Below are 20160 nucleotides of genomic sequence, written 5' to 3'. Positions count from 1 at the left end.
CCCGCATGTGGCTCGTTCGTGCAGCTCACGTCGCGGCCGTCGCGGCGGCCGTGGCCGGATCGGCGCTCGTGGCGCCGGCGCTGGCCCGGTCGACTCCGGCAGCGGCGGCGGGGACCGGCGTGGATGTCACGCCGACGCTCAGCTCGACGCCGTTCGGCGCCCCACCCGGCCAACGGGTCACCCACACGATCACGCTGTCGGCGACTGGCACCGGCAGCCTGCCGGCCGTGCGGGTGACGTTCACGACGACGGTGGCCCTGGACGGTGTCGCGGCGAACGCGAGCGCCGGGAGCTGCCCGATCGTCACGCCCCTCACGGTCGTGTGCGATCTGGGCAACCTGGACTTCGCGGGTACAAACAGCACTGGCCCGGCCGGCCCGTCGAGCCCACAGGTGACGATCACGGGGACCGTCCATTCCGGCACCGCCGGCGGCGCACTGGTGCAGAACCTCGTCAACATCACCGCCGGCGCGGCCGACGCCGACCCGACCAACAACGTCACGAGCAACGCGTACCTCGTCCCCGGAGGCAGCACGGCGCCCCTCGCGCCGTCGAGCGGGCGGCCGCTGGCCGAGCCGGCGGCGAGCAGGGCACCGGCGCACGGGATGAGCCCGGTCGTGGTCGTCGCGCTGAGCGTGCTCGCCGTACTGGTGGTGGCCGCGCTCGTCATCGTCCTTCGGCGCCGGCGGCGCCCCTCGCCGGCGGATGGCGACGACGGTGGCGCGCGTGGCGTGTGACACTTCGGTGACCTGGGCAGATAGATAAAGGGAAGACCGTAACGACGGGACCGGCGAGGCGGCGGCTATGAGGGCGGCGGCGATGAGGGCGGCGGCTATGAGGAACGTGAGATGGTACGTGGGTGGCGCGCTGTCGGCGGCTGTCACCGCGACGCTCGTCGTGTCATCGAGCGTGCCCGCGCACGCCGGCGTGCCGCCGGTCCCGCTACCGGTACCGCTGCCGCTGCCCACCGCCCCGCTGCCACTGCCCCTGCCGACGCCGAGCACCGCCCCGCTGCCACCGCTGCCGTCACTGCTGCCGCCACCGCGTGTCAAGACCCCGGCGCCGACGCCCGTCCAGCCCGTACCCGCCGCACCGGGCAGCCCGGCTGCGCCGGCCGGCGGTTCGCCGGGGACGCGGCCGGCCGCTGGGCAGCCGGCGCCGCAGCCGGGTGTACCAGCCCCCACGGCGTCCACGCCCGGCGCCATCGTGCCGCCCGGTGACGCTGCCGGCATCATCGCCGCCGATCCGGGCGCCGACCTGTACCCGCAGCCGCCGGTCGACCCGGCCACCACGCCGCAGGCCCGCCTCGTCGCCCAGCTGAGCGACGTGCAGCACCGCGAGCAGTATCTCCAGAACGTCCTCATCCGGACCCGTGCAGATCTCGCGGCGGCGCAGCGCCAGGTCGGTTCGGTCCCGCCGCTCGTCGCGCTGCTCACCGACGGGGCCGGGCCCACCGGGCCGGGCGCCGCTGCCGCGCAGGGCGCCGTCGGTACCCCCGAAGGCCGGGTACTCGCCCTCACCGCGGCGGTCGATGCCGGCCGCGCCGAGCTCGCGCGCCGGCAGACCGAGGCGCTGGACCTGCAGCGGCAGGTCAACAGCCAGGCGCAACAGGCGATGGCCGCGCCAGCGCCGGGCGCGGCTGCGGCTGCGGGTACGGGTACGACGGCCGGGTACGGGGGCGGGAAGCTGCGCCGGCCGGCGCCCGGCCCGATCACCAGCCCGTTCGGCATGCGGTTCGACCCGTACTACCACGTCTGGCAGCTGCACGCCGGCGTCGACATCGGCGCACCGGCGGGCGCGCAGATCGTCGCCGCCGCGGCCGGCCGCGTGGTCCAGGCCGGCTGGAACGGCGGGTACGGCAACTACACGTGTATCGAACACGGCCAGGCGGACGGTCAGCGGCTGACCACCTGCTACGGACACCAGCAGAAGATCCTTGTCTCGTCGGGGCAGCAGGTGAGCGCCGGACAGGTCATCGGACTGGTCGGGTCGACGGGCGCCGCCACCGGACCGCACCTGCACTTCGAGGTACGCCTGGGCGGCCGCCCCGTCGACCCGATGCCCTGGATCTGAAGCCCTGAATCTGAACCCCTGGATCTGAAACCCTGGCCCTGCTCGATCGCAATCGCGATCGCCATCACGATCGCGGTCGCGGTCGGCGTGCCGATGATGCTGGCGCCGGACCGGACACCGCGCTGGCTCGGGTACGCCGGTCCGCTCATGGACACTCCGGTGAGCGCCGGGTGTCACCAGACGATGTGGACGCAGCAGATTCCCGGCCGGGGATCGAGCCGGGCCTGCGCGCCGGTGACTGCGCCACCTTCCACGAGGCCGGCGACAAAAGCATGGTTGAGGCCGCAGACCAGGCCGGGGTGCCGGCCGGCCAGGGCATGGAACGGGCAGTTGGTCAGCAGGACCCGGCCCGGTTCGACCTGAGGTTCGAAACCGAGCGCGGCAAGGGCTGCGGCGATGTCATCGGCGCCACCGCTGTTGCCGTCGCCCGCCGCGGCTCGCACCCGGGTGCCGAGGTCCCGCCCGCGTTCCCTGGCGTGCCGGTGCGCCGTACGTACGGCGTCGGCGCTGTCTTCGACGACGGCGTCGGCGAGGATCTCGGCGATGAGCTCGTAACGGCGTTCCGGGATGGTGATCGCCACCTCGTCACCGACCGGCTCGTACACCTTGGGCGCCCGTCCGCGCCCGCGGGGCTGGTCGGCCGGCGCCTCGTAGCGCGCACACAGCAGCCCGGCGTCCACGAGCTTGTCGAGGTGGAAGGCGGTCAGGTTTCGTGACATGCCGTGCGCCTCGGCAGCCTCCTCGCGGGTGACCGGGTGACCGGCGCGCCGCACGTACTCGTACAGCGCCCGTCGGGAACGGTCGACGAGCGCCGCCACCGTGCTCCATCGGCCGGTACCCCAGCGGCCGGTGCTCCAGCTCTTCCCCACGCTCACACCGGACAGATTATCACCAACATCTGCTGTTGAAATTCGGCGCCGTCCGATGCACCATGAGGGCTCAACCCAGCGCAGGGAAGGCGGAGCACATGAGCATCACCGCGCTGCACGTCACCCACCACCGTCCCCGCCGCGACCCGGCCGCCGCCGAGCACGCCGCCGCCGCATTCCTGACCGCGCTCGGCGTGGACCTCGACGCGGACGGGCTCGCCGACACTCCGGCCAGAATGGCGCGGGCCTACGCGGAGCTGCTCACCCCGCGCGAATTCCAGCTGACCACCTTCGACAACGACGAGGGCTACGACGAGCTCGTCCTCGCCCGGGCCATCCCGATCCGGTCGGTCTGCGAACACCACCTGCTGCCGTTCATCGGCGTGGCGCACGTCGGATACCTGCCCGGCGAGCGGATCCTGGGCCTGTCCAAGCTGGCCCGCGTGGTCGAACTGTTCGCCCACGGCCCCCAGGTTCAGGAACGCCTGACCAAACAGGTTGCCGACTGGCTGACCACGCACCTGCACCCGCGCGGCGTCGGCGTGGTCATCGAGGCCGAGCATCTGTGCATGACCCTCCGCGGCGTCCAGGCGGTCGGCACCACCACCATCACCTCCACCCTGCTGGGCACCCTCCGCGACGACGCCCGCTCCCGCGCGGAGTTCTTCACCCTCGCCGGGATCGGACCCCGCTGACGGGACGCACACGGACCGTGGAAACGGCGGACCATGGCAACGACGGACCATGGCAATGACGGACCATGGAAACGGAGGCACGCAATGCCAGCAGACGGCGCATTCGTGATCGTTGGAGCGGGGCTCGCCGGGGCGAAGGCCGCCGAGACCCTGCGCGACGAGGGCTTTGACGGCCCGGTCGTCCTCATCGGAGACGAGCCCGAGCCACCGTACGAGCGGCCACCGCTGTCCAAGGGCCTGCTATTGGGCACCGAGAAGCCGGACAGCGTGTTCGTCCACGACGCCGACTGGTACACCACCCACGACGTCGACCTGCGCACCGGCACCCGGGTCAGCGGCATCGACCGCGCCGGCCGGAAGGTTCACCTCGCCGACGGCGAGCGCATCGCGTACGCAGCGCTGTTGCTGGCTACCGGCAGCGCTCCCCGCACGCTACCGGTGCCCGGCGCCGAGCTGGACGGGGTGCTGACGCTGCGCACCCTCGCCGACAGCCGCCGCATCGCCGCGGCAGCGGTCACCGACGCTCGGATCGTCATCGCCGGGGCCGGCTGGATCGGGTTGGAGGTGGCGGCCGCGGCGCGCCGGCGGGGCGCTGCCGTGGACGTGGTCGAGACCGCTTCGCTCCCGCTCCAACGGGTGCTCGGCGACATGATCGCGCGCACCTTCGCAGACCTGCACCGCGCCCACGGCGTCACCTTCCATTTCGGTACGGAGATCCGTGAGATCCGCGAGCTTCCCGGCACCGGCCGCGTCTCCTCGGTCCTGCTGGCCGACGGCACCGAACTGCCCGCCGACGTGGCCGTCGTCGGCGTCGGCGTGCGCCCGAACACCCGGCTCGCCGAAGAGGCCGGGCTCGCCGTCGACAACGGCGTACTCGTCGACGAGTCACTGCGTACCAGCGACCCCGACATCTACGCCGCCGGTGACGTCGCCAACGCCTACCATCCGCTCCTGGCCCGCCGGATCCGCGTCGAGCACTGGGCCAACGCCCTGACCGGCGGCCCCGCGGCGGCCCGCGCCATGCTCGGCCGGCCGGTCAGCTACGACGAGCTGCCCTACTTCTACACCGACCAGTACGACCTGGGCATGGAGTACACGGGGTACGCCGCGCCCGACGAGGTCGACCGGGTGGTGATCCGCGGCGACCTCGCCGGGCGCGAGTACATCGCCTTCTGGACCGGAGCTGGTCGGGTGCTCGCCGGCATGAACGTCAACGTCTGGGATGTCACCGACCCGGTCCGACGGCTGATCCGCTCCGCGCGGCCGGTCGACCCGGTTCGCCTGGCCGACCCGGACGTCCCTCTCGACGAGGTGTGATGCCCTCTCGACGGGGTGTGACACGCCGATGGGCTGTCACCGCGGAGTCCCGGACCGCACCGCGGTGACAGCCTCGGCCGTCACTTCTGCGCGACGAACAGCAGCCCCGTCGGCGAGCCGGGGCCGGCGTTGGCGACCGCGTTCTGGGTCGCGTTGGTGACGAGGGTGTCGCGTACCTGCTGCGGGGCGAAGTTGGGGTGCAGCCCGAGCACCAGCGCGGCCGCACCGGTCACGTGCGGGGTGGCCATCGACGTGCCGCTCAGCACCTGGGTGGCGTTGTCGGCGCTGGCGAAGTCCGACCTGATGTTCACGCCCGGTGCGAAGATGTCGACGCAGGCGCCGAAGTTGGAGAAGTTGGCGCGGGCGTCGTTCTGATCGGTCGCGCCGACGGTGATCGCGGCGGGCACCCGTGCGGGGCTGTCGTTGCACGCGTTCTGGTTCTCGTTGCCGGCGGCGATGGCGTAGGTGACGCCGGAGGCGATGGACGCGTTGACGGCCCGGTCGATCGTGGCGCTGGCGCCGCCGCCGAGGCTCATGTTGGCGACCGCCGGCTTGACGGCGTTGCGGGTGACGAAGTTGACCCCGTTGACGATGCTCGCCACGTCACCGGCACCGTTGCAGTCGACCACCTTCACCGCGAACAGCCGTACCTGCTTGGCCAGGCCGAACGTCGATCCGCCAACGGTACCTGCGACGTGCGTACCGTGGCCGTTGCAGTCGGTGTTGATGCCGTCCCCGACGGCGTTGAAGACGAACGAGGCCCGGCCGCCGAAGTCGACGTGCGAGACGCGGATTCCGCTGTCGATGATGTAGGCGTTGACGTTGGACGCGGTGGTTGGTGCGGTGAACTTCCCGTCCAGCGGGAGGTTGCGTTGATCCACCCGATCCAGCCCGAACGCGGGCGGGTTGTTCTGGGTGGCGGAGATCCGCAGGATGCGGTTCTGCTCCACGTAGGCCACCCGCGGGTCGGCAGCGATCTGCCGGGCCGTCTGCGCGCCCGCGCGAAGTTCGAAGCCGTGCACCGCGGCGGCCCACGTCTGCCGGACCGCACCACCGCGCCTGGCAACCATGCTCCGCGCCATCGTGTCGACGGCGGTGGACGGCACCATGTCGTCCTTGAACACCACGATGTAGCTGCCGCGGACCGCGTCGGGCGCGCCGGCCCCGCGAATCTCACCGGTGGCTGTCGCCGTGCCGGATGTGGCCGTGCCTGCGGTCGTCGCGGCGTTGGCGCTGCCCATCAACACAACCGTCGCGACGACCGCGGCCGCGCTCAGGCCGCCGAGCAGAGCCTCATGGCGCCGCAAGCGGCGACGGTGCCGGCCGAACCTGAGTTCCATCTGCCTGCCCTCCGCTTTCTGGCGGCGCGTCGTCCGCCCTCGGCCATCACCCGACGCGGCCCGCGTGGCAGGCCGGCGTGAAGGTCACGGTGCCACGGTCAGAGCAGGGCATATAGACATCTAAAGATAACTTCAGTCAACGTAGCGGACTCGGAAAGATTCAACCTCGCAGATCTTGGACACGTAGCGGGCCCATGGCACCGCCAGGTGTCCAAGATCGGCCTATCGGGATAACCGCTGACCGGACACGGGAGGATTCATCGCATTGGGGTCTTGTGCATCCGTCGACGGCTGCCTACCTTGTGACCTAACGAACACGGTGTTCGTTGATGTAGAACGTATCGTGCCTGTAGCGGAACGGGTGTTCGCATGGACCTTGATGGTGCCCTGCCTGGCAAGGGCGGGCCGACGCCGGAGGAGTCCCTGGGCGCGCGCATCCGCGAGTTCCGCTTGACCCGCCGGATGAGTCTGCGCGCCCTGGCCACGCAGGCGCAGACCTCCCCCGGCTTTCTGAGCCAACTCGAACGCGGTCAGGTCAACGCGAGCATCGGCACCCTTCGCAAGCTCGCCGAAGGGCTCGGCATCACCCTGCCCGACCTCTTCACCGACGTCGACACGAGCCGGCCCCGGGTGCTGAGGCGCGCGGAGCGGCCCGAGATACACGCCAGCACGCTGACATCCAAGTACCTGTTGTCCCAGAAACCCCTTCGCGACCTCGAGGTCTACGCCGGAGAGTTCCTCCCCGGCGGCGACACCGGCGACCCGTTCACCCACGGCGACAGCCAGGAGATGCTCGTCGTCACCGCCGGCACCGTGATCCTGACGCTCGCCGGTGTCGAGTACCCCCTCGACGTCGGCGACAGCGCCGAATACCGCACCTCGACGCCGCACGCCATCCGCAACACCGGCGAGCACCCGGCCGCGGTGCTGTGGATCATCAGTCCGCCCACCCCGGACGGCGCTCCTTGACGCCGGCGCCCCGCCCGCATCCACGCGTCACCGCGCACTGACGACACCGGACACCGGGCACCACACACCGGCCTTCCCGCGCCGGACCATCGCACGGCCGAGCCATCGCCCGACCGACCCCTCACACCCGAATCGCCGTACGGCCCGGTCCCCGCACCGGCCGCGGTCGAACGTACCCATATTCGAAAAGGAGACCGTCATGCACAGGTTGATGTCCGCCCGGGGCTGCCGGGCGATGATGGCCGGAGGCGCGCTCGCCGCCTCGTTACTGCTCGCCGCGTGCGGCGGGGGCGGCTCCGCCGGCAGCGGCAAGGGCCCGGACCTCGGCTCCGGCCCGGCGAAGGCCGGCACCGTGAAAGCCGGTGCGCTCAAGGGAACCACCCTGACCTTCGTGTCCTACGGCGGCATCTACCAGGACGGGCAGACGAAGGCGGCGATCACCCCGTTTGCCAACGAGTCCGGCGCGAAGATCCTCCAGGACGGCCCGACCGACAACGCCAAGGTCAAGGCGCAGGTGACCGCGGGCAACGTCACCTGGGACGTCATCGACACCACGAACATCTTCGCCGCGCAGCAGTGCGGGAAGCTCTTCCTGCCGCTGGATACCTCCATCGTGGACACCAGCAAGATCCCCGATGGGCACATGACCGACAAGTGCTCGATCCCGGCGATGAGCTACGGCATGATCTTGGTGTACAACACCAAGAAGTACGGCGCGAACCCGCCGGCGAGCTGGGCGGACTTCTTCGACACCCAGAAGTTCCCCGGCAAGCGCGGCCTCGAGGGCAGCGCCGGTGAGATCGACCCCGGCATCCTCGAAGGCGCGCTGCTCGCCGACGGCGTCGCACCCGACTCCATGTACCCGATCGACGTCAACCGCGCCCTGAAGAAGCTGTCGACCATCCGCAAGGACCTGGTGTTCTGGTCCACCGGCGCGCAGTCGCAGCAGTTCCTGGAGTCCGGACAGGTCGACATGGAGCTGCTCTGGAGCGGTCGCGCCTACTCCGCGGTCAAGAACGGCGCGCCGTACAAGCCGATCTGGGACCAGTGGATGCCCGAGGCGGACGCGATCGCGGTGCCGAAGGGGGCCAAGAACCCCAAGGCCGCGTTCGCGCTGCTCAACTACTACCTCGGCGCCGACCAGCAGGCGAAGCTGACCGAGCTCACCTCCTACAGCCCCGTCAACGTCGACGCCAAGCCCACCCTGGACGACCTGGCGAAGTCCTTCCTGACCACGACGCCCGAACGGCAGAAGGACATGTTCAAGGTGGACAACACGTGGTGGGCCAACAACCACGACGCGATGGTGACCGCCTACACCAACTGGCTGAACGGCTGAGGACGGTCGATGGCTGTCGTCGAAGCTCTCACGCAAGCCACGAGCCCAGGCGTACCAGCCGGTCGTCGGGCGGCCCCATCCGAGCGGTGGGGCCGCCTCGCCCTCCTGGCGCCCTCGATCGTGCTGCTGCTCGGCGTGTTCCTCGTGCCGCTAGGGATCATGCTGTGGCGCGCGTTCACCGACCCGCATCCCGGGCTGGACAACCTGACCTGGTACGTGGGTGACCGGGTCCAGCGACAGGTACTGTTCCGGACCTTCACCACGGCGTTCAAGGTGACGGTCGTGTGCCTGCTGCTCGGCTACCCGTACGCGTACGCGATGGTGGCCGCCGGCCCGAAGCTGCGGGCCGCGCTCACCCTGCTGGTCCTGGTCCCGTTCTGGACGAGCCTGATGGTGCGGTCCTTCGCCTGGGTGATCCTGTTGCAGGACCGGGGACCGGTCCAGCATCTCCTGACCGCGCTCGGCCTCGGGCACCCGCAGCTGATCAGAACCAATCTCGGCGTCATCATCGGCATGAGTCAGATCCTGCTGCCGTTCCTGGTGATGCCGCTATACGCGGTGATGAGCACCATCGACCGCCGGCTGATCCTGGCCTCGTCGAGCCTGGGGGCGCACCCCCTCACCTCGTTCGTCCGCGTCTGGCTGCCGCTGTCGCTGCCGGGAGTCGGAGCCGGCTCGCTCATGGTGTTCATCAGCAGCCTCGGCTTCTACGTCACGCCGGCGCTGCTCGGCTCGCCGCGCGACTCGCTGATCAGCCAACAGCTCTACACGCAGGTGAACGTACTCCTGCAATGGGGTCGAGGAGGGGCCATGGGTGCTGTTCTGCTGGTCGTCACCTTCGCCATCCTCGCGGTTCTCATGCTCTCGATCCGCCAGTCGGCCAGGCGGCACACCAAGGCCTCCGAGGCCACGTCGATCGAGGCCACGTCGATTGAGGCCACGTCGATCGAGGGTGCGGCGCGATGAACAAGACCTCCACCCGGGTATGGCAGTCCCTGCTCGCGGTCTTCTGCGCCCTCGTCGCGCTCTGGCTGGTCGCCCCCTCGCTGGTGGTGATCCCGCTCAGCCTGTCGGACAAGCCGTCCTTCGCCTTCCCGCCGACCGGCTGGTCGACGCGCTGGTACAGCAACTTCTTCGACGACCCCAGCTGGCTCGACGCGTTGACCGCGAGCCTGAAGGTCGGACTGCTCGTCGTCGTCGTCGCGACGGTGTCGGGAACGGCCGCCGCGGTGGCGCTCACCCGGTCGGCGTTCCGCGGCCGGCAGGCGCTGCGGGCCGTGCTGCTGGCACCCATGATCGTGCCGGTCATCGTGGTGGCGATCGGGCTCTACGCGCTGTTCCTGAAGGCACAGCTGCTGGGGACCACGTTCGGCTTCGTCGTCGCGCACAGCGTGCTGGCGCTGCCGTTCGTCGTCATCCCGGTGACGGCGAGCCTGCAGGGCTTCGACCGGCGGCTGGAGAACGCGGCAGCGATCTGCGGCGCGAACCGGTGGGCCACGTTCCGGCAGGTCACCCTTCCGCTCGTGGCTCCGGGCGTACTGTCGGGCGCGCTGTTCGCGTTCGTGACGAGCTTCGACGAGGTCGTCATGTCGCTGTTCATCCAGAGCCCCTACCTGCAGACCCTGCCGGTGAAGATGTACGCGTCCGTGACCCGGGACACCGACCCGACGATCGCCGCCGCCGCCACGCTCATCCTGGCTCTCACCACCGTGGCCACGCTGGCCGCGACCCTCTACATCGCTCGGAGGAACCGTGTCCGTTGATGTCTCCACACCGGGGAGCCCGTCCGCGCAGGGAGCCCTGTCCGCACACGGGGCGTCGATCACCCTGAAAGGGCTGACCAAGCGCTACGGCACCGCCACGGCGGTGGACGCCATCGACCTCGAGGCGCGCCCCGGTGAGTTCCTCACGCTCCTCGGGCCCAGCGGATCCGGCAAGACGACGACGCTGAACATGATCGCCGGGTTCGTCGACGTGACCTCGGGCGAGCTACTCATCGACGACCGGCCGGTCCACTCGCTGCCGCCACACAAGCGCAACATCGGCATGGTCTTCCAGCACTACGCGCTGTTCCCACACATGTCGGTCAGCGAGAACGTCGCGTACCCGCTGCGCCAGCGGAAGGTGCCCAAAGCGGAGCGCCAGGCGCTGGTGACCGAAGCGCTCAGGACGGTCGGGCTCGCCCATCTCGGCCACCGCCGACCGCAGCAGCTCTCCGGCGGACAGCAACAGCGCGTGGCGCTCGCCCGCGCGATGGTGTACAGCCCGCGCGTCCTCCTCATGGACGAGCCGCTCGGTGCGCTCGACAAGAAGCTGCGCGACTCGCTGCAGCTCGAGATCAAGCGCATCCATGGCGAGCTGGGCACCACTTTCGTGTACGTGACGCACGACCAGGACGAGGCGCTCGTCCTGTCCGATCGCATCGCGGTCTTCAACGACGGGCGCATCGAACAGGTCGGCACCGCCGAAGACCTGTACGAGCGCCCCAGCACGCTGTTCGTCGCGCAGTTCCTCGGCGAATCCTCGCTGTTCCACGGCGTGGCGACCGAGGGCGCCGACGGCGCCGGCGTCCGGGCCCTCGACCGTACACTCCGCGCCGGCCGGGGCCACGCGCGCGCGGGCGAGCCGGCGGCGCTGGTGGTACGGCCGGAACGGATCCGGGTCCACCCGATCGACGGCGCAGCGGCCGATCAGGCCGGAGTCGATCAGTCGGCGCCGGCCGGCAACGCGGTACGGGGCCGGGTCCGCCAGGAGATCTACCTCGGCAACTCCCGCAAGCTCGCTGTCGAGGTGGCCGACGGCACCCAGGTCCTGGTGCGCGAGTCCGCCGGAGACCTCAGCGGCAGCCGGCCCGGCGATGAGGTGTGGCTGACGTTCCGACCCGAGGACGCGGCGGTGCTGCCCGCTACGCCCTCGCACGACAACACACCCACCCGGACGGCGAACTAGCCGCGGCACCGTACGCAAACGCGGCACCGCACGCAAACGCGGCACCGCACGCAAACATGTGGAGTAAAGCTATGAGTAACGCGATACAGCAGGCCGGCGGACAGGACCTCGGCGCCATCCCCAACGGTGGCGTCTCGTACTGGTACTCCAGCACCCGGCTGCCGGAGTACCGTCCGCCGCTGCCCGGTGACCGCGATGCGGACATCTGCATCGTCGGTGCCGGGCTGACCGGGCTGTGGACGGCCTACTACCTCAAGAAGGCGCAGCCCGACCTGCGGATCGTCGTCCTGGAGAAGGAGTTCGCGGGCTTCGGCGCGTCCGGCCGCAACGGTGGCTGGCTCTCTTCGGAGCTGGCCGGCTCCCGTCCCGGCTACGCCAAGACCCACGGCCATCAGGGCGTCGTCGACCTCCTGCGGGCCATGCGGGAGGCGGTCGACGAGGTCATCGCGGTGGCCCGGGCCGAAAACATCGACGCCGACATCGTCAAGGACGGCCTGGTGCACGTCGCGCGCAACCGCGCCCAGACGGCCCGGCTGCACGAGAGCATCGAGTTCGAGCGCACCTGGGGTGCCGGCCCCGACGACTTCGTGTACCTGAGCAAGGAGGAGCTCGACGAGCGGATCGTCGTCGAGGACGCTCGCGCGGGCATGTACACCCCGCACTGCGCGCGCGTCCAGCCCGCCAAGCTCGTGCAGGGAATCGCCGCGGTCGTGGAGCGGATGGGCGTCACCATCTACGAGCAGACGACCGTGACCGAGATCCGCCCGCAGACGGCCCGGACGAACCGCGGCACCGTACAGGCGCCGATCGTGCTGCGCTGCCTCGAGGGCTTCACCGCCAGCATCAAGGGTCAGCGGCGCAACTGGCTGCCGATGAACTCCTCGATCGTCGTCACCGAGCCGCTGCCCGCGTCGGTGAAGGCGCAGATCGGGTGGAACGGGGCCGAACTGCTCGGCGACTACGCGCACGCCTACATGTACGCCCAGCGCACCGCCGACGACCGCATCGCGCTCGGCGGCCGGGGCATCCCGTACCGGTACGGCTCGCGTACCGACGACCGCGGCGCCACCCAGCAGTGGACCATCGAGGCGCTGACCGCACTCCTGCACGACATGTTCCCCGCGGTTCGTGAGGTCCCCATCGCGCAGGCGTGGTGCGGCGTCCTCGGCGTGCCGCGCGACTGGTGCGCCACCGTGGACCTGGACCGCTCGACCGGCCTGGGCACGGCCGGCGGCTACGTCGGCAGTGGACTGACCACGACCAACCTGGCCGGTCGTACGCTCGCGGATCTCGTGCTGCACCGGGACACCGAGCTGACCAGGCTTCCCTGGGTCGGGCGGCGGGTCCGGCAGTGGGAGCCGGAGCCGCTGCGGTGGCTCGGCGTCCAGGCGATGTACGCCCTCTACCGCACCGCAGACCGCCGTGAGTACCAGCGGGATCTGCCCCGGACCAGCAGGATCGCCCGCGTGGCGAACATGATCACCGGCCGTTGAGCCACCCAACGCACGACACGTAACGACAGGTAACGACAGGTAAGGAAGCAACGTGACCAATCCTCAGACTGCGACGGCCCCTGAGACCGCGACGGCCCCTGGGACCGCGACGGCCCCTGCCAGCCTGCGGCACGTCGCCGCCGACGCGGCGGCGCTGCCTGCCGCGCAGCCCAAGCCGACGAGCCTGACGGGCCAGGTCGAGTCGGCGCTGGCCGTCTGGCAGTCCGCCGCTCCGACCTCGGCCGGCATCTGGGAGTGCGACCCGGGCGAGTTCACCGCCGCCAGACCCGACCTAACGGAGGTCTGCCAGATCCTCAGCGGCTCGGGCACCGTCACGGGCGAGGACGGCGTGAGCGCCGAGATCGGACCCGGCTCGCTGCTCGTGCTGCCCCTCGGATGGCGCGGGACCTGGGTGGTACGGGAGAAGATCCGCAAGACGTACGTCCTGATCGGCGGCGCCGCGACCGTCTGATCGCCGCGACCGTGTGATTATCGCGCCGGCCGGGGTTCAACCCCGGCCGGCTGCGCCACCCACCTCGGCCGACCACGCGTCGACGGCGTCCGCGCCGGCGCCGAACTCCTGCTTGAGCAGCAGCGCAGCCGTCTGCAGTACGTGCGAGCGCATGGCGCCGGCGGCGCCGTCGGCGTCCCGCGCCTCGATCCTCTCCAGGACCGGGACGTGTTCGTCGGCGATGTCGCGCAGCGTACGGGAGGTGCCCGCGGTCGACACTCCCCTGGTCTGCACGAGGTCGCGGAGGCTGTCGACGAAGGCGGCCAGCCGGCGGTTGCCGGCCGCCTCCAGGATGATCGTGTGGAAGCGCCGGTCGGACTCCATGAGGCGCGCCTCGTCGCCGGCCGCCGCCGCGTCGTTCATGCCGTCGAGGCATCTCCGCAGCTCGGCGACGTCGTCGTCGGCCATCCGCGCGACCGCCTGCCGGGCCGCCGGCACCTCCAGCAGGAGCCGCAGTTCGAAGATCTCCTCTAGATCCTCGGCCGTGTTCCGGAGGATCCGCACCCCGCGGTTACGCTCGAAGCGCACCATGCCGGTGGAGGCCAGCCGGATCAGCGCCTCCCGTACCGGCGTCCGGGAAACGCCCAGCACGTCGGCCAGGTCCTGCACCGAGTAGAGCTGTCCGGCGACCAGTTCGCCGGACAGGATCGCCGACCGGAGCGCGTCGCCGACCTTGTTCATCAGGGTGCCCTCGACCAGAACCTTCTTCACGACGCGTACCTTCCGTGCTCCGCCGGGCCGCGACCCGGGTGGTCTCGGGGCCCCTAACGGCCCGACAGATCATGTGGCGCGTGGCGTATGGTACGTAACATGCTACTCAGCTCGGAGTCGGTCCAGCTCTCCCAGCCCCTGCGCGAGGCGCTGCGGCGCGACCTCGCCGCCGCCGTGGCCGGTGACGTGGACTTCGGGTCGACCGCCCGCGCGATGTACGGGGCCGACGCGTCCAACTACCGCCGAATCCCGCTCGGTGTCGTCTTTCCCCGCACGGCCGACGACGTCGCCGCCACCCTGCGGCTGTGCCGCGACGCGGGCGTGCCGGTGACGATGCGCGGCGGCGGCACCTCCATCGCCGGCAACTCGATCGGCCCGGGCGTCGTCATCGACACCTCCCGGCACCTGAACCGGTTGCTGGACATCGACCCCGACCGCCGGACCGCGCGGGTCGAGCCGGGCCTGGTGCTGACCTCCCTGACCCGCGCCACCGCCGCGCACGGCCTGACGTTCGGGCCCGATCCGTCGACGGCCAGCCGCTGCACGCTCGGCGGAATGATCGGCAACAACGCCTGCGGAACCCACTCGGTGGCCTGGGGCACCACGGCGGACAACGTCGAGTCGCTCGACCTCATCTGCGCCGACGGCACGCCGCTGACGGTCGGCAGCTACACGGCCCGGGAGTGGCAGGACAAGCTGGCGCTGGCCGGCCGGGAAGGTGAGCTCTTCCGCGCTCTGGACGAGCTGGAGGGCCGGCACCGGCAGACGTGGCGTACCGAGCTGTCCGACTACAGCCGTCGGGTCTCCGGGTACGGGGTGGAGCGGCTGCTCGCCGAGCGCGGCCGCTCGGTGGCCAAGGCGCTCGTCGGCACCGAAGGGACCTGCGCCATCGTCGTGGGCGCGACGCTGCGCCTGGTACCCCTGCCGAAGGTCCGCGTCCTCCTCATCCTCGGCTACCCCGACGACATCGCCGCCGCCGACAACGTGCCGGCGATCCTGACCCAGGCCCCGCTGGCCGTCGAGGGCTGGGACGCCGAACTGCTGGCGGTCGCCGGGGGCAGCGGCGCCGCCCCCGACCTGCCCGACGGCACCGCGTGGCTGTTCGTCGAGCTCGGCGCCGACGACGCCGACGAGGCGGCGGCCCGGGCGCAGGCACTACTCGACGCGACCGGCGCCGGTCGTACCGGCGGCCCCAGCGCCCGAATCGTCACCAGCCCGGCCGAGCAGGCCGCGCTGTGGCGCCTGCGCGCCGACGGCGCCGGGCTGGCCACCCGCGACACCACCGGCGGCGAGGCCTGGCCCGGCTGGGAGGACGCCGCCGTGCCGCCCGAGCGGCTCGGCTCCTACCTGCGGGAGTTCCGCGCGCTGCTGCGCAAGCACGACCTGCGCGGCGTGAGCTACGGGCACTTCGGCGAGGGCTGCATCCACGTCCGGATCAACTTCGACATGGTCAGCGAGCCGGGCGTGAAGGTCTTCCGCTCGTTCCTCGAGGACGCCGCCGACACGGTCGCCGCCCACGGCGGCTCGCTGTCCGGCGAGCACGGCGACGGCATGGCCCGCTCGGAGCTGCTGGCGCGCATGTACGCCCCCGAGGTGATCGGCTCATTCGCCGACTTCAAGCGGGTCTGGGACCCGCAGGGCGCGCTGAACCCCGGCATCATCGTCGACCCGGCGCCGCTCGACGGCAATCTCCGGTACACCCGCCGGGCCGACCTCGCTCTTCCCGTGCTGCACTACCCCGAGGACCAGGGCGACCTCGGCCGCGCGGTGCGCCGCTGCGTCGGGGTCGGCAAGTGCCGCTCGGACGTGGGCGCCGTGATGTGCCCGAGCTGGCTGGTGACCAAGGACGAGAAGCACTCGACCCGCGGCCGGGCGCGCATCCTCCAGGAGATCGTCAACGGCGAGTTCGTCACCGACGGCTGGCGCTCGAAGGAGGCGCTCGAAGCCCTCGACCTGTGCCTGTCCTGCAAGGGGTGCTCGTCGGACTGCCCCACCGGGGTCGACATGGCCACCTACAAGGCGGAGTTCCTGCACCAGCACTACCGCGGCCGGATGCGCCCGCTGTCGCACCTGTCGATGGGGTGGCTGCCGGTCGCGGCCAGGCTGGCCACCCGCGTGCCGTCGGCCGTCAACGCGCTCACCCGCTCGCCGCTGCAAGGCCTCATCAAGCGGCTCGGCGGCATCGACGCCAACCGGCGGATCCCCGCGTTCGCCGCCCGGTCCTTCGTCTCGTCGTACCGTCGGCGCGGACGACCCGACCGCCCGCGCACCGGGCAGCAGGTGCTGCTGTGGCCGGACACCTTCAACAACTACCTGACGCCCGAGGTCCTCACCGCCGGAGACAGCGTCCTGGCGAAGGCCGGGCTCGCGCCGCGGCTGCCCGACGGTGGCGTCTGCTGCGGTCTCACCTGGTTCTCCACCGGCCAGCTCGGCACGGCCCGGCGGGTCCTCGAGCGGACCGCGCGGGCGCTGGCACCCGCACAGCGCGCGGGCCTGCCGATCGTCGTGCTGGAGCCCAGCTGCGCGACGATGCTGCGGTCGGAGTCGCGCTCCGTCCTCGGCGAGACGCCGTTCACCGCCTACCTGCGCGAGCACGTGGTGACCCTCGCGGAGGCGCTGGAGCGGTACGCGCCGGACTGGCAGCCACCGACCGTCGCGCGCCCCGCCGTCGGCCAGGTCCACTGTCACCAGTCGTCGGTACTCGGGTTCGACGCGGACCGGCGCCTGATGGCCCGAGCCGGCCTCGACCCGGCCGGAATGCAGCGCAGCTGCTGCGGACTCGCCGGCAACTTCGGCTTCGAGGACGGCCACTTCGACGTCTCCCGCGCGGCGGCCGAACGCCTGCTGCTGCCGGCCGTGGAGGGGGCGGCCCCCGACGCCGTCGTCATGGCCGACGGGTACAGCTGCCGTACCCAGTTGCAGCAGCTCGCCGGGCGGCGCGCGGCCCACCTGGCCGAAGTGCTCGACGGGCGGCTGAATGACGACCGGTGACCTTGTACGCTCGCGCCGGTGAGGAGACACATCACCTTCGATCGCCTGCACAACTTCCGCGACGTCGGCGGCTACCCGACCCTCGACGGGCGCACGGTGCGATGGGGCCGGCTGTACCGGTCGGACTCACTCGGCAAACTGCGCGGCGACGACTGGGAACGGTTCCGGGCGCTCGGCGTGCGCACGGTGATCGACCTGCGTTATCCGTGGGAGATCGAGGCGAAGGGCCGGGTGCCGGCCGGTGACGGGCTCACCTACCACAATCTCAGCATCGAGCACCGGTCCTACGATCAGGCGGCGCTGGCGGCCGACGTCGAAACCGCCCGCTTCCTCGCCGACCGGTACGCCGAGGTCGTCGCCGACGGCGTGAAAGAGCTGCGGCAGGTGCTGGACGTGATCGCGGTAGCCGACAACGCGCCCGTGGTGTTCCACTGCGCGGCGGGCAAAGACCGGACCGGGATCGTGGCGGCGCTCGTCCTGTCCCTGCTCGGGGTGTCCGAGGCGGACATCGTCGCCGACTTCGCGCTGACCGGCCTGGCCACCGAGCGGCTCGTCGCCGATTGGCGGTCCAACAATCCCGGTCGGACGCTGCTGTGGCCCGGGTTCGGGCAGGCCCCCGCGGAGCTGATGCGGCAGTTCCTGGACGAGATGGCGACGCGGTACGGCTCCGTGCGCGGCTACGCCGTCGACCACCTCGGCGTGGACGACGACCTCATCGAGGCGATGCGCGCCCATCTCCTCACGGCCGACCGCTGAACGCTGAGCGCTGGGCGCGCCGCCACGGGCCAGGTCACGGCTGCGGCACCCGCTCCTGCCCGGCGCACGTGGCCGCCCGCTCCAGCAGCAGGTCCCGCTCCCGGCTGTTGCGGGTCAGCTCCGCCGCGCGCTCCAGCTCGGCACGCGCCTCGCCGTACCGGCCAAGCTTGGCCAGCAGGTCGCCGCGCACGCTGGGCAGCAGGTGGTAGCCGCGCAGCGCCGGCAGCCCGGTGAGCTCGTCCACCAGCCGCAGGCCGGCGGCCGGGCCGTACGCCATCGCCACCGCCACCGCGCGGTTGAGCTCCACCACCGGCGACGGCTCCAGCTCGGCCAGCGCCCCGTAGAGCGCCACGATCCGCGGCCAGTCGGTCTCCTCCGCCGTCCGCGCCCGCGCGTGGCAGGCGGCGATGGCGGCCTGCAACGTGTACCGGCCGCGCGCGCCGCCGAGCCGCTCGGCGCGTTCGAGGGCGGCGAGCCCTCGGCGGATGAGCAGCTGGTCCCAGCGGGCGCGGTCCTGGTCGAGCAGCAGGACCGGCTCGCCGTTCGGGCCCGTCCGGGCCCGCATCCGCGACGCCTGGATCTCCATGAGCGCCACCAGCCCGTGGACCTCCGGCTCCGCGGGCGCGAGCGCGGCCAGGATGCGGCCCAGCCGCAGCGCCTCCTCGCTGAGCGCCGGTCGGACCCAGTCGTCACCGGCGGTCGCCGCGTAGCCCTCGTTGAAGATGAGGTAGACGACCTCGAGCACCGATGACAGGCGCGCGGCCAGCTCGGCCCCGGCGGGCACCTCGAAGGGCACGTGTGCCGCGGCGAGGGTCCGCTTGGCCCGTACGATCCGCTGGGCGACCGTCGACTCCGGCACCAGGAACGCGCGCGCGATCGCCTCGGTGGTCAGACCGCCCAGCAGCCGGAGCGTGAGCGCGACGCGGGCCTCGGTCGACAGGACCGGATGGCAGGCGGTGAAGATCAGTCGAAGGAGGTCGTCGCCGATCTCGTCGTCGAGCGCGGCGTCGACCTCGGCGGTGAACTCCGCGGCGCCCGTGTCCTGCCGGGTCTCGAGCGCCCGGCCGAGCTCCTCGTGCGTACGCTCGAGCACCGTCTGCCGGCGGAGCGCGTCGACCGCCCGCCGCTTCGCGACAGCCATCAGCCAGGCGCCCGGGTTGTCCGGCACGCCCGACTCGGGCCACTGCTGAAGGGCGGCGACGAGCGCATCCTGGGCGAGGTCCTCGGCCAGGCCGATATCGCGCACGAAGCGCGCCAGGCCGGCGATCAGCCGCGCCGACTCGATCCGCCACACCGCGTCGATCACCCGATGCGTATCCGTCACGGTGATCTACCAAAGCAGCAAACGTCCGGGGCGGCAACCGGCGCCGCGTCGGACGCGGCGCCGGCCCGGCATCGGACGCGCGGCGGCAGCCCGGCATCAGACCCGGCGACGGCCGAGCCGCAGACCGCAGGCGACGGTCACGGCGACCGCGAGCGGCAGGTAGCGGAACGGCGCCGGCGAGATCGCGACGAGCGAGGCGAGGATCAGGAACCAGCCGCTGGCGCCGATCAGCCTGGCGCGCAGCAGCGCGATCGCGACGAGAGCCCAGCCCAGCCCCATCACCATGTACGAGACGACGAAGCCGGCGGTGACGCTGGTGATGCCGTCGCGTACGGCCCCCGGAGCGACGTGTGCGAGGCCGGGCTGGACGAACACGCTGGACCAGTACCCGCCCGCCGCCAGAACGGTGCCCAGCTCGGCGACCACCCACGCGAACCGGCCGAAGCCGTGCCGGAGCGCCGGCGCCTGCGCCGGCAGCCCGGCCAGCCCGACGACCATCGCGATGAGCGCGGCCAGCGCGGCGACGCTGGACGCGATGCCCAGGCCGTTCGTCGCCATGGTCACGGCGTCGCCGCCGGTCCTCGCGGCGGAGGCGAAAACGAGCCCGATCGACACGACAGCGACCGGTCCGGCCAGGAGCAGCGCCGGCCGGCGCGCCCCGACGCCGGTGGCGGAGAGGTTGGTGGCGGAGATGTCGGTCGCGGAGAGGTCGGTCGCGGAGTGGGCCTGTGCGGTCTGAACGTTCGACATCGGAATCTCCCTGAGGGTGCGTGGTTGGCGAGAACCGTAGGTTCGCCGCCCACGCCGGGACCTCCGCCGCGAT

Annotated in this window: 18 protein-coding genes; 13 read left to right on the top strand and 5 right to left on the bottom strand. The window is 71.6% G+C overall.

Features of this window, described 5'->3' with window-relative positions:
* Positions 1–5 precede the first annotated feature (5 nt).
* Positions 6–737 (top strand): DUF11 domain-containing protein, encoded by a 732-nt coding sequence (locus HC031_RS30165; protein WP_167928844.1) that lies wholly within the window; start codon positions 6–8, stop codon positions 735–737.
* A gap of 97 nt (positions 738–834) precedes the next feature.
* The gene (locus HC031_RS34160) at positions 835–2073 is read left to right on the top strand and encodes a M23 family metallopeptidase (protein ID WP_277349850.1); all 1239 of its coding nucleotides are present in this window, start codon (positions 835–837) and stop codon (positions 2071–2073) included.
* A gap of 173 nt (positions 2074–2246) precedes the next feature.
* On the opposite strand, the gene HC031_RS30155 is transcribed toward HC031_RS34160, so the two are convergent.
* Positions 2247–2948, bottom strand: a complete 702-nt coding sequence (locus HC031_RS30155; RefSeq protein WP_338090905.1) for a helix-turn-helix transcriptional regulator — start codon at positions 2946–2948, stop codon at positions 2247–2249.
* Between the two features lie 92 nt (positions 2949–3040).
* Here HC031_RS30155 and folE point away from each other — a divergent pair, with 92 nt between their 5' ends.
* Positions 3041–3637, top strand: a complete 597-nt coding sequence (folE, locus tag HC031_RS30150; protein ID WP_167928843.1) for a GTP cyclohydrolase I FolE — start codon at positions 3041–3043, stop codon at positions 3635–3637.
* An 84-nt stretch (positions 3638–3721) separates the two neighbouring features.
* A complete protein-coding gene (locus tag HC031_RS30145; RefSeq protein WP_167928842.1) occupies positions 3722–4954 on the top strand; it encodes an NAD(P)/FAD-dependent oxidoreductase in 1233 nt (410 codons plus the stop codon).
* A gap of 80 nt (positions 4955–5034) precedes the next feature.
* Here the strand turns inward: HC031_RS30145 and HC031_RS30140 are convergent, their stop codons facing one another.
* Complete coding sequence (locus tag HC031_RS30140; RefSeq protein WP_240943214.1) at positions 5035–6261, bottom strand: S8 family peptidase; 1227 nt, start codon at positions 6259–6261, stop codon at positions 5035–5037.
* Positions 6262–6663: 402 nt separating this feature from the next.
* Between HC031_RS30140 and HC031_RS30135 the strand changes: the two genes are divergently transcribed.
* The 7 genes from HC031_RS30135 (at position 6664) to HC031_RS34630 (ending at position 13516) form a co-directional block, all read left to right on the top strand.
* Entirely contained in the window at positions 6664–7263 is a 600-nt protein-coding gene (locus tag HC031_RS30135; protein ID WP_167928840.1) for a helix-turn-helix domain-containing protein, read from the top strand.
* 199 nt (positions 7264–7462) lie between these two features.
* The gene (locus tag HC031_RS30130; protein ID WP_205863437.1) at positions 7463–8602 is read left to right on the top strand and encodes an ABC transporter substrate-binding protein; all 1140 of its coding nucleotides are present in this window, start codon (positions 7463–7465) and stop codon (positions 8600–8602) included.
* A gap of 9 nt (positions 8603–8611) precedes the next feature.
* Positions 8612–9568, top strand: a complete 957-nt coding sequence (locus tag HC031_RS30125; protein WP_167928839.1) for an ABC transporter permease — start codon at positions 8612–8614, stop codon at positions 9566–9568.
* On the top strand, positions 9565–10365 hold the full coding sequence (locus HC031_RS30120) for an ABC transporter permease (protein WP_167928838.1): 801 nt from the start codon (positions 9565–9567) through the stop codon (positions 10363–10365). The genes HC031_RS30125 and HC031_RS30120 overlap by 4 nt, the downstream gene beginning before the upstream one ends.
* Positions 10355–11551 carry an ABC transporter ATP-binding protein gene (locus HC031_RS30115; protein WP_338090904.1) on the top strand — a complete coding sequence of 399 codons (1197 nt, stop codon included), beginning with the start codon at positions 10355–10357 and terminating at the stop codon, positions 11549–11551. The genes HC031_RS30120 and HC031_RS30115 overlap by 11 nt, the downstream gene beginning before the upstream one ends.
* Positions 11552–11622: 71 nt before the next feature.
* Positions 11623–13044 (top strand): NAD(P)/FAD-dependent oxidoreductase, encoded by a 1422-nt coding sequence (locus tag HC031_RS30110; RefSeq protein ID WP_167928837.1) that lies wholly within the window; start codon positions 11623–11625, stop codon positions 13042–13044.
* A gap of 52 nt (positions 13045–13096) precedes the next feature.
* Positions 13097–13516, top strand: a complete 420-nt coding sequence (locus tag HC031_RS34630; RefSeq protein ID WP_205863436.1) for a cupin domain-containing protein — start codon at positions 13097–13099, stop codon at positions 13514–13516.
* Between the two features lie 36 nt (positions 13517–13552).
* On the opposite strand, the gene HC031_RS30100 is transcribed toward HC031_RS34630, so the two are convergent.
* The gene (locus tag HC031_RS30100; protein ID WP_205863435.1) at positions 13553–14266 is read right to left on the bottom strand and encodes an FCD domain-containing protein; all 714 of its coding nucleotides are present in this window, start codon (positions 14264–14266) and stop codon (positions 13553–13555) included.
* Positions 14267–14365: 99 nt separating this feature from the next.
* Here HC031_RS30100 and HC031_RS30095 point away from each other — a divergent pair, with 99 nt between their 5' ends.
* Positions 14366–17257, top strand: coding sequence for an FAD-binding and (Fe-S)-binding domain-containing protein (locus HC031_RS30095; RefSeq protein ID WP_167928836.1), 2892 nt, complete (start codon positions 14366–14368; stop codon positions 17255–17257).
* Between the two features lie 18 nt (positions 17258–17275).
* On the top strand, positions 17276–18013 hold the full coding sequence (locus tag HC031_RS30090) for a tyrosine-protein phosphatase (RefSeq protein WP_167928835.1): 738 nt from the start codon (positions 17276–17278) through the stop codon (positions 18011–18013).
* A 34-nt stretch (positions 18014–18047) separates the two neighbouring features.
* Here the strand turns inward: HC031_RS30090 and HC031_RS30085 are convergent, their stop codons facing one another.
* A complete protein-coding gene (locus HC031_RS30085) occupies positions 18048–19343 on the bottom strand; it encodes a sigma-70 family RNA polymerase sigma factor (protein WP_167928855.1) in 1296 nt (431 codons plus the stop codon).
* Between the two features lie 90 nt (positions 19344–19433).
* Complete coding sequence (locus tag HC031_RS30080) at positions 19434–20087, bottom strand: hypothetical protein (protein WP_167928834.1); 654 nt, start codon at positions 20085–20087, stop codon at positions 19434–19436.
* Between the last annotated feature and the right edge of the window lie 73 nt (positions 20088–20160).

The organism is Planosporangium thailandense, assembly GCF_011947195.1.
Taxonomy (GTDB): domain Bacteria; phylum Actinomycetota; class Actinomycetes; order Mycobacteriales; family Micromonosporaceae; genus Planosporangium; species Planosporangium thailandense.
The sequence above is the reverse complement of the archived record's forward strand: the minus strand, read 5'-3'. Positions and strand labels throughout refer to the sequence as shown.

Coding starts and splice junctions, on each gene's coding strand:
- HC031_RS30095 (WP_167928836.1), top strand. CDS start 14,366: ATGCTACTCAGCTCGGAGTCGGTCCAGCTCTCCCAGCCCCTGCGCGAG.
- HC031_RS30145 (WP_167928842.1), top strand. CDS start 3,722: ATGCCAGCAGACGGCGCATTCGTGATCGTTGGAGCGGGGCTCGCCGGG.
- folE (WP_167928843.1), top strand. CDS start 3,041: ATGAGCATCACCGCGCTGCACGTCACCCACCACCGTCCCCGCCGCGAC.
- HC031_RS30165 (WP_167928844.1), top strand. CDS start 6: ATGTGGCTCGTTCGTGCAGCTCACGTCGCGGCCGTCGCGGCGGCCGTG.
- HC031_RS30120 (WP_167928838.1), top strand. CDS start 9,565: ATGAACAAGACCTCCACCCGGGTATGGCAGTCCCTGCTCGCGGTCTTC.
- HC031_RS34160 (WP_277349850.1), top strand. CDS start 835: ATGAGGAACGTGAGATGGTACGTGGGTGGCGCGCTGTCGGCGGCTGTC.
- HC031_RS30110 (WP_167928837.1), top strand. CDS start 11,623: ATGAGTAACGCGATACAGCAGGCCGGCGGACAGGACCTCGGCGCCATC.
- HC031_RS30125 (WP_167928839.1), top strand. CDS start 8,612: ATGGCTGTCGTCGAAGCTCTCACGCAAGCCACGAGCCCAGGCGTACCA.
- HC031_RS30135 (WP_167928840.1), top strand. CDS start 6,664: ATGGACCTTGATGGTGCCCTGCCTGGCAAGGGCGGGCCGACGCCGGAG.
- HC031_RS30130 (WP_205863437.1), top strand. CDS start 7,463: ATGCACAGGTTGATGTCCGCCCGGGGCTGCCGGGCGATGATGGCCGGA.
- HC031_RS30080 (WP_167928834.1), bottom strand. CDS start 20,087: ATGTCGAACGTTCAGACCGCACAGGCCCACTCCGCGACCGACCTCTCC.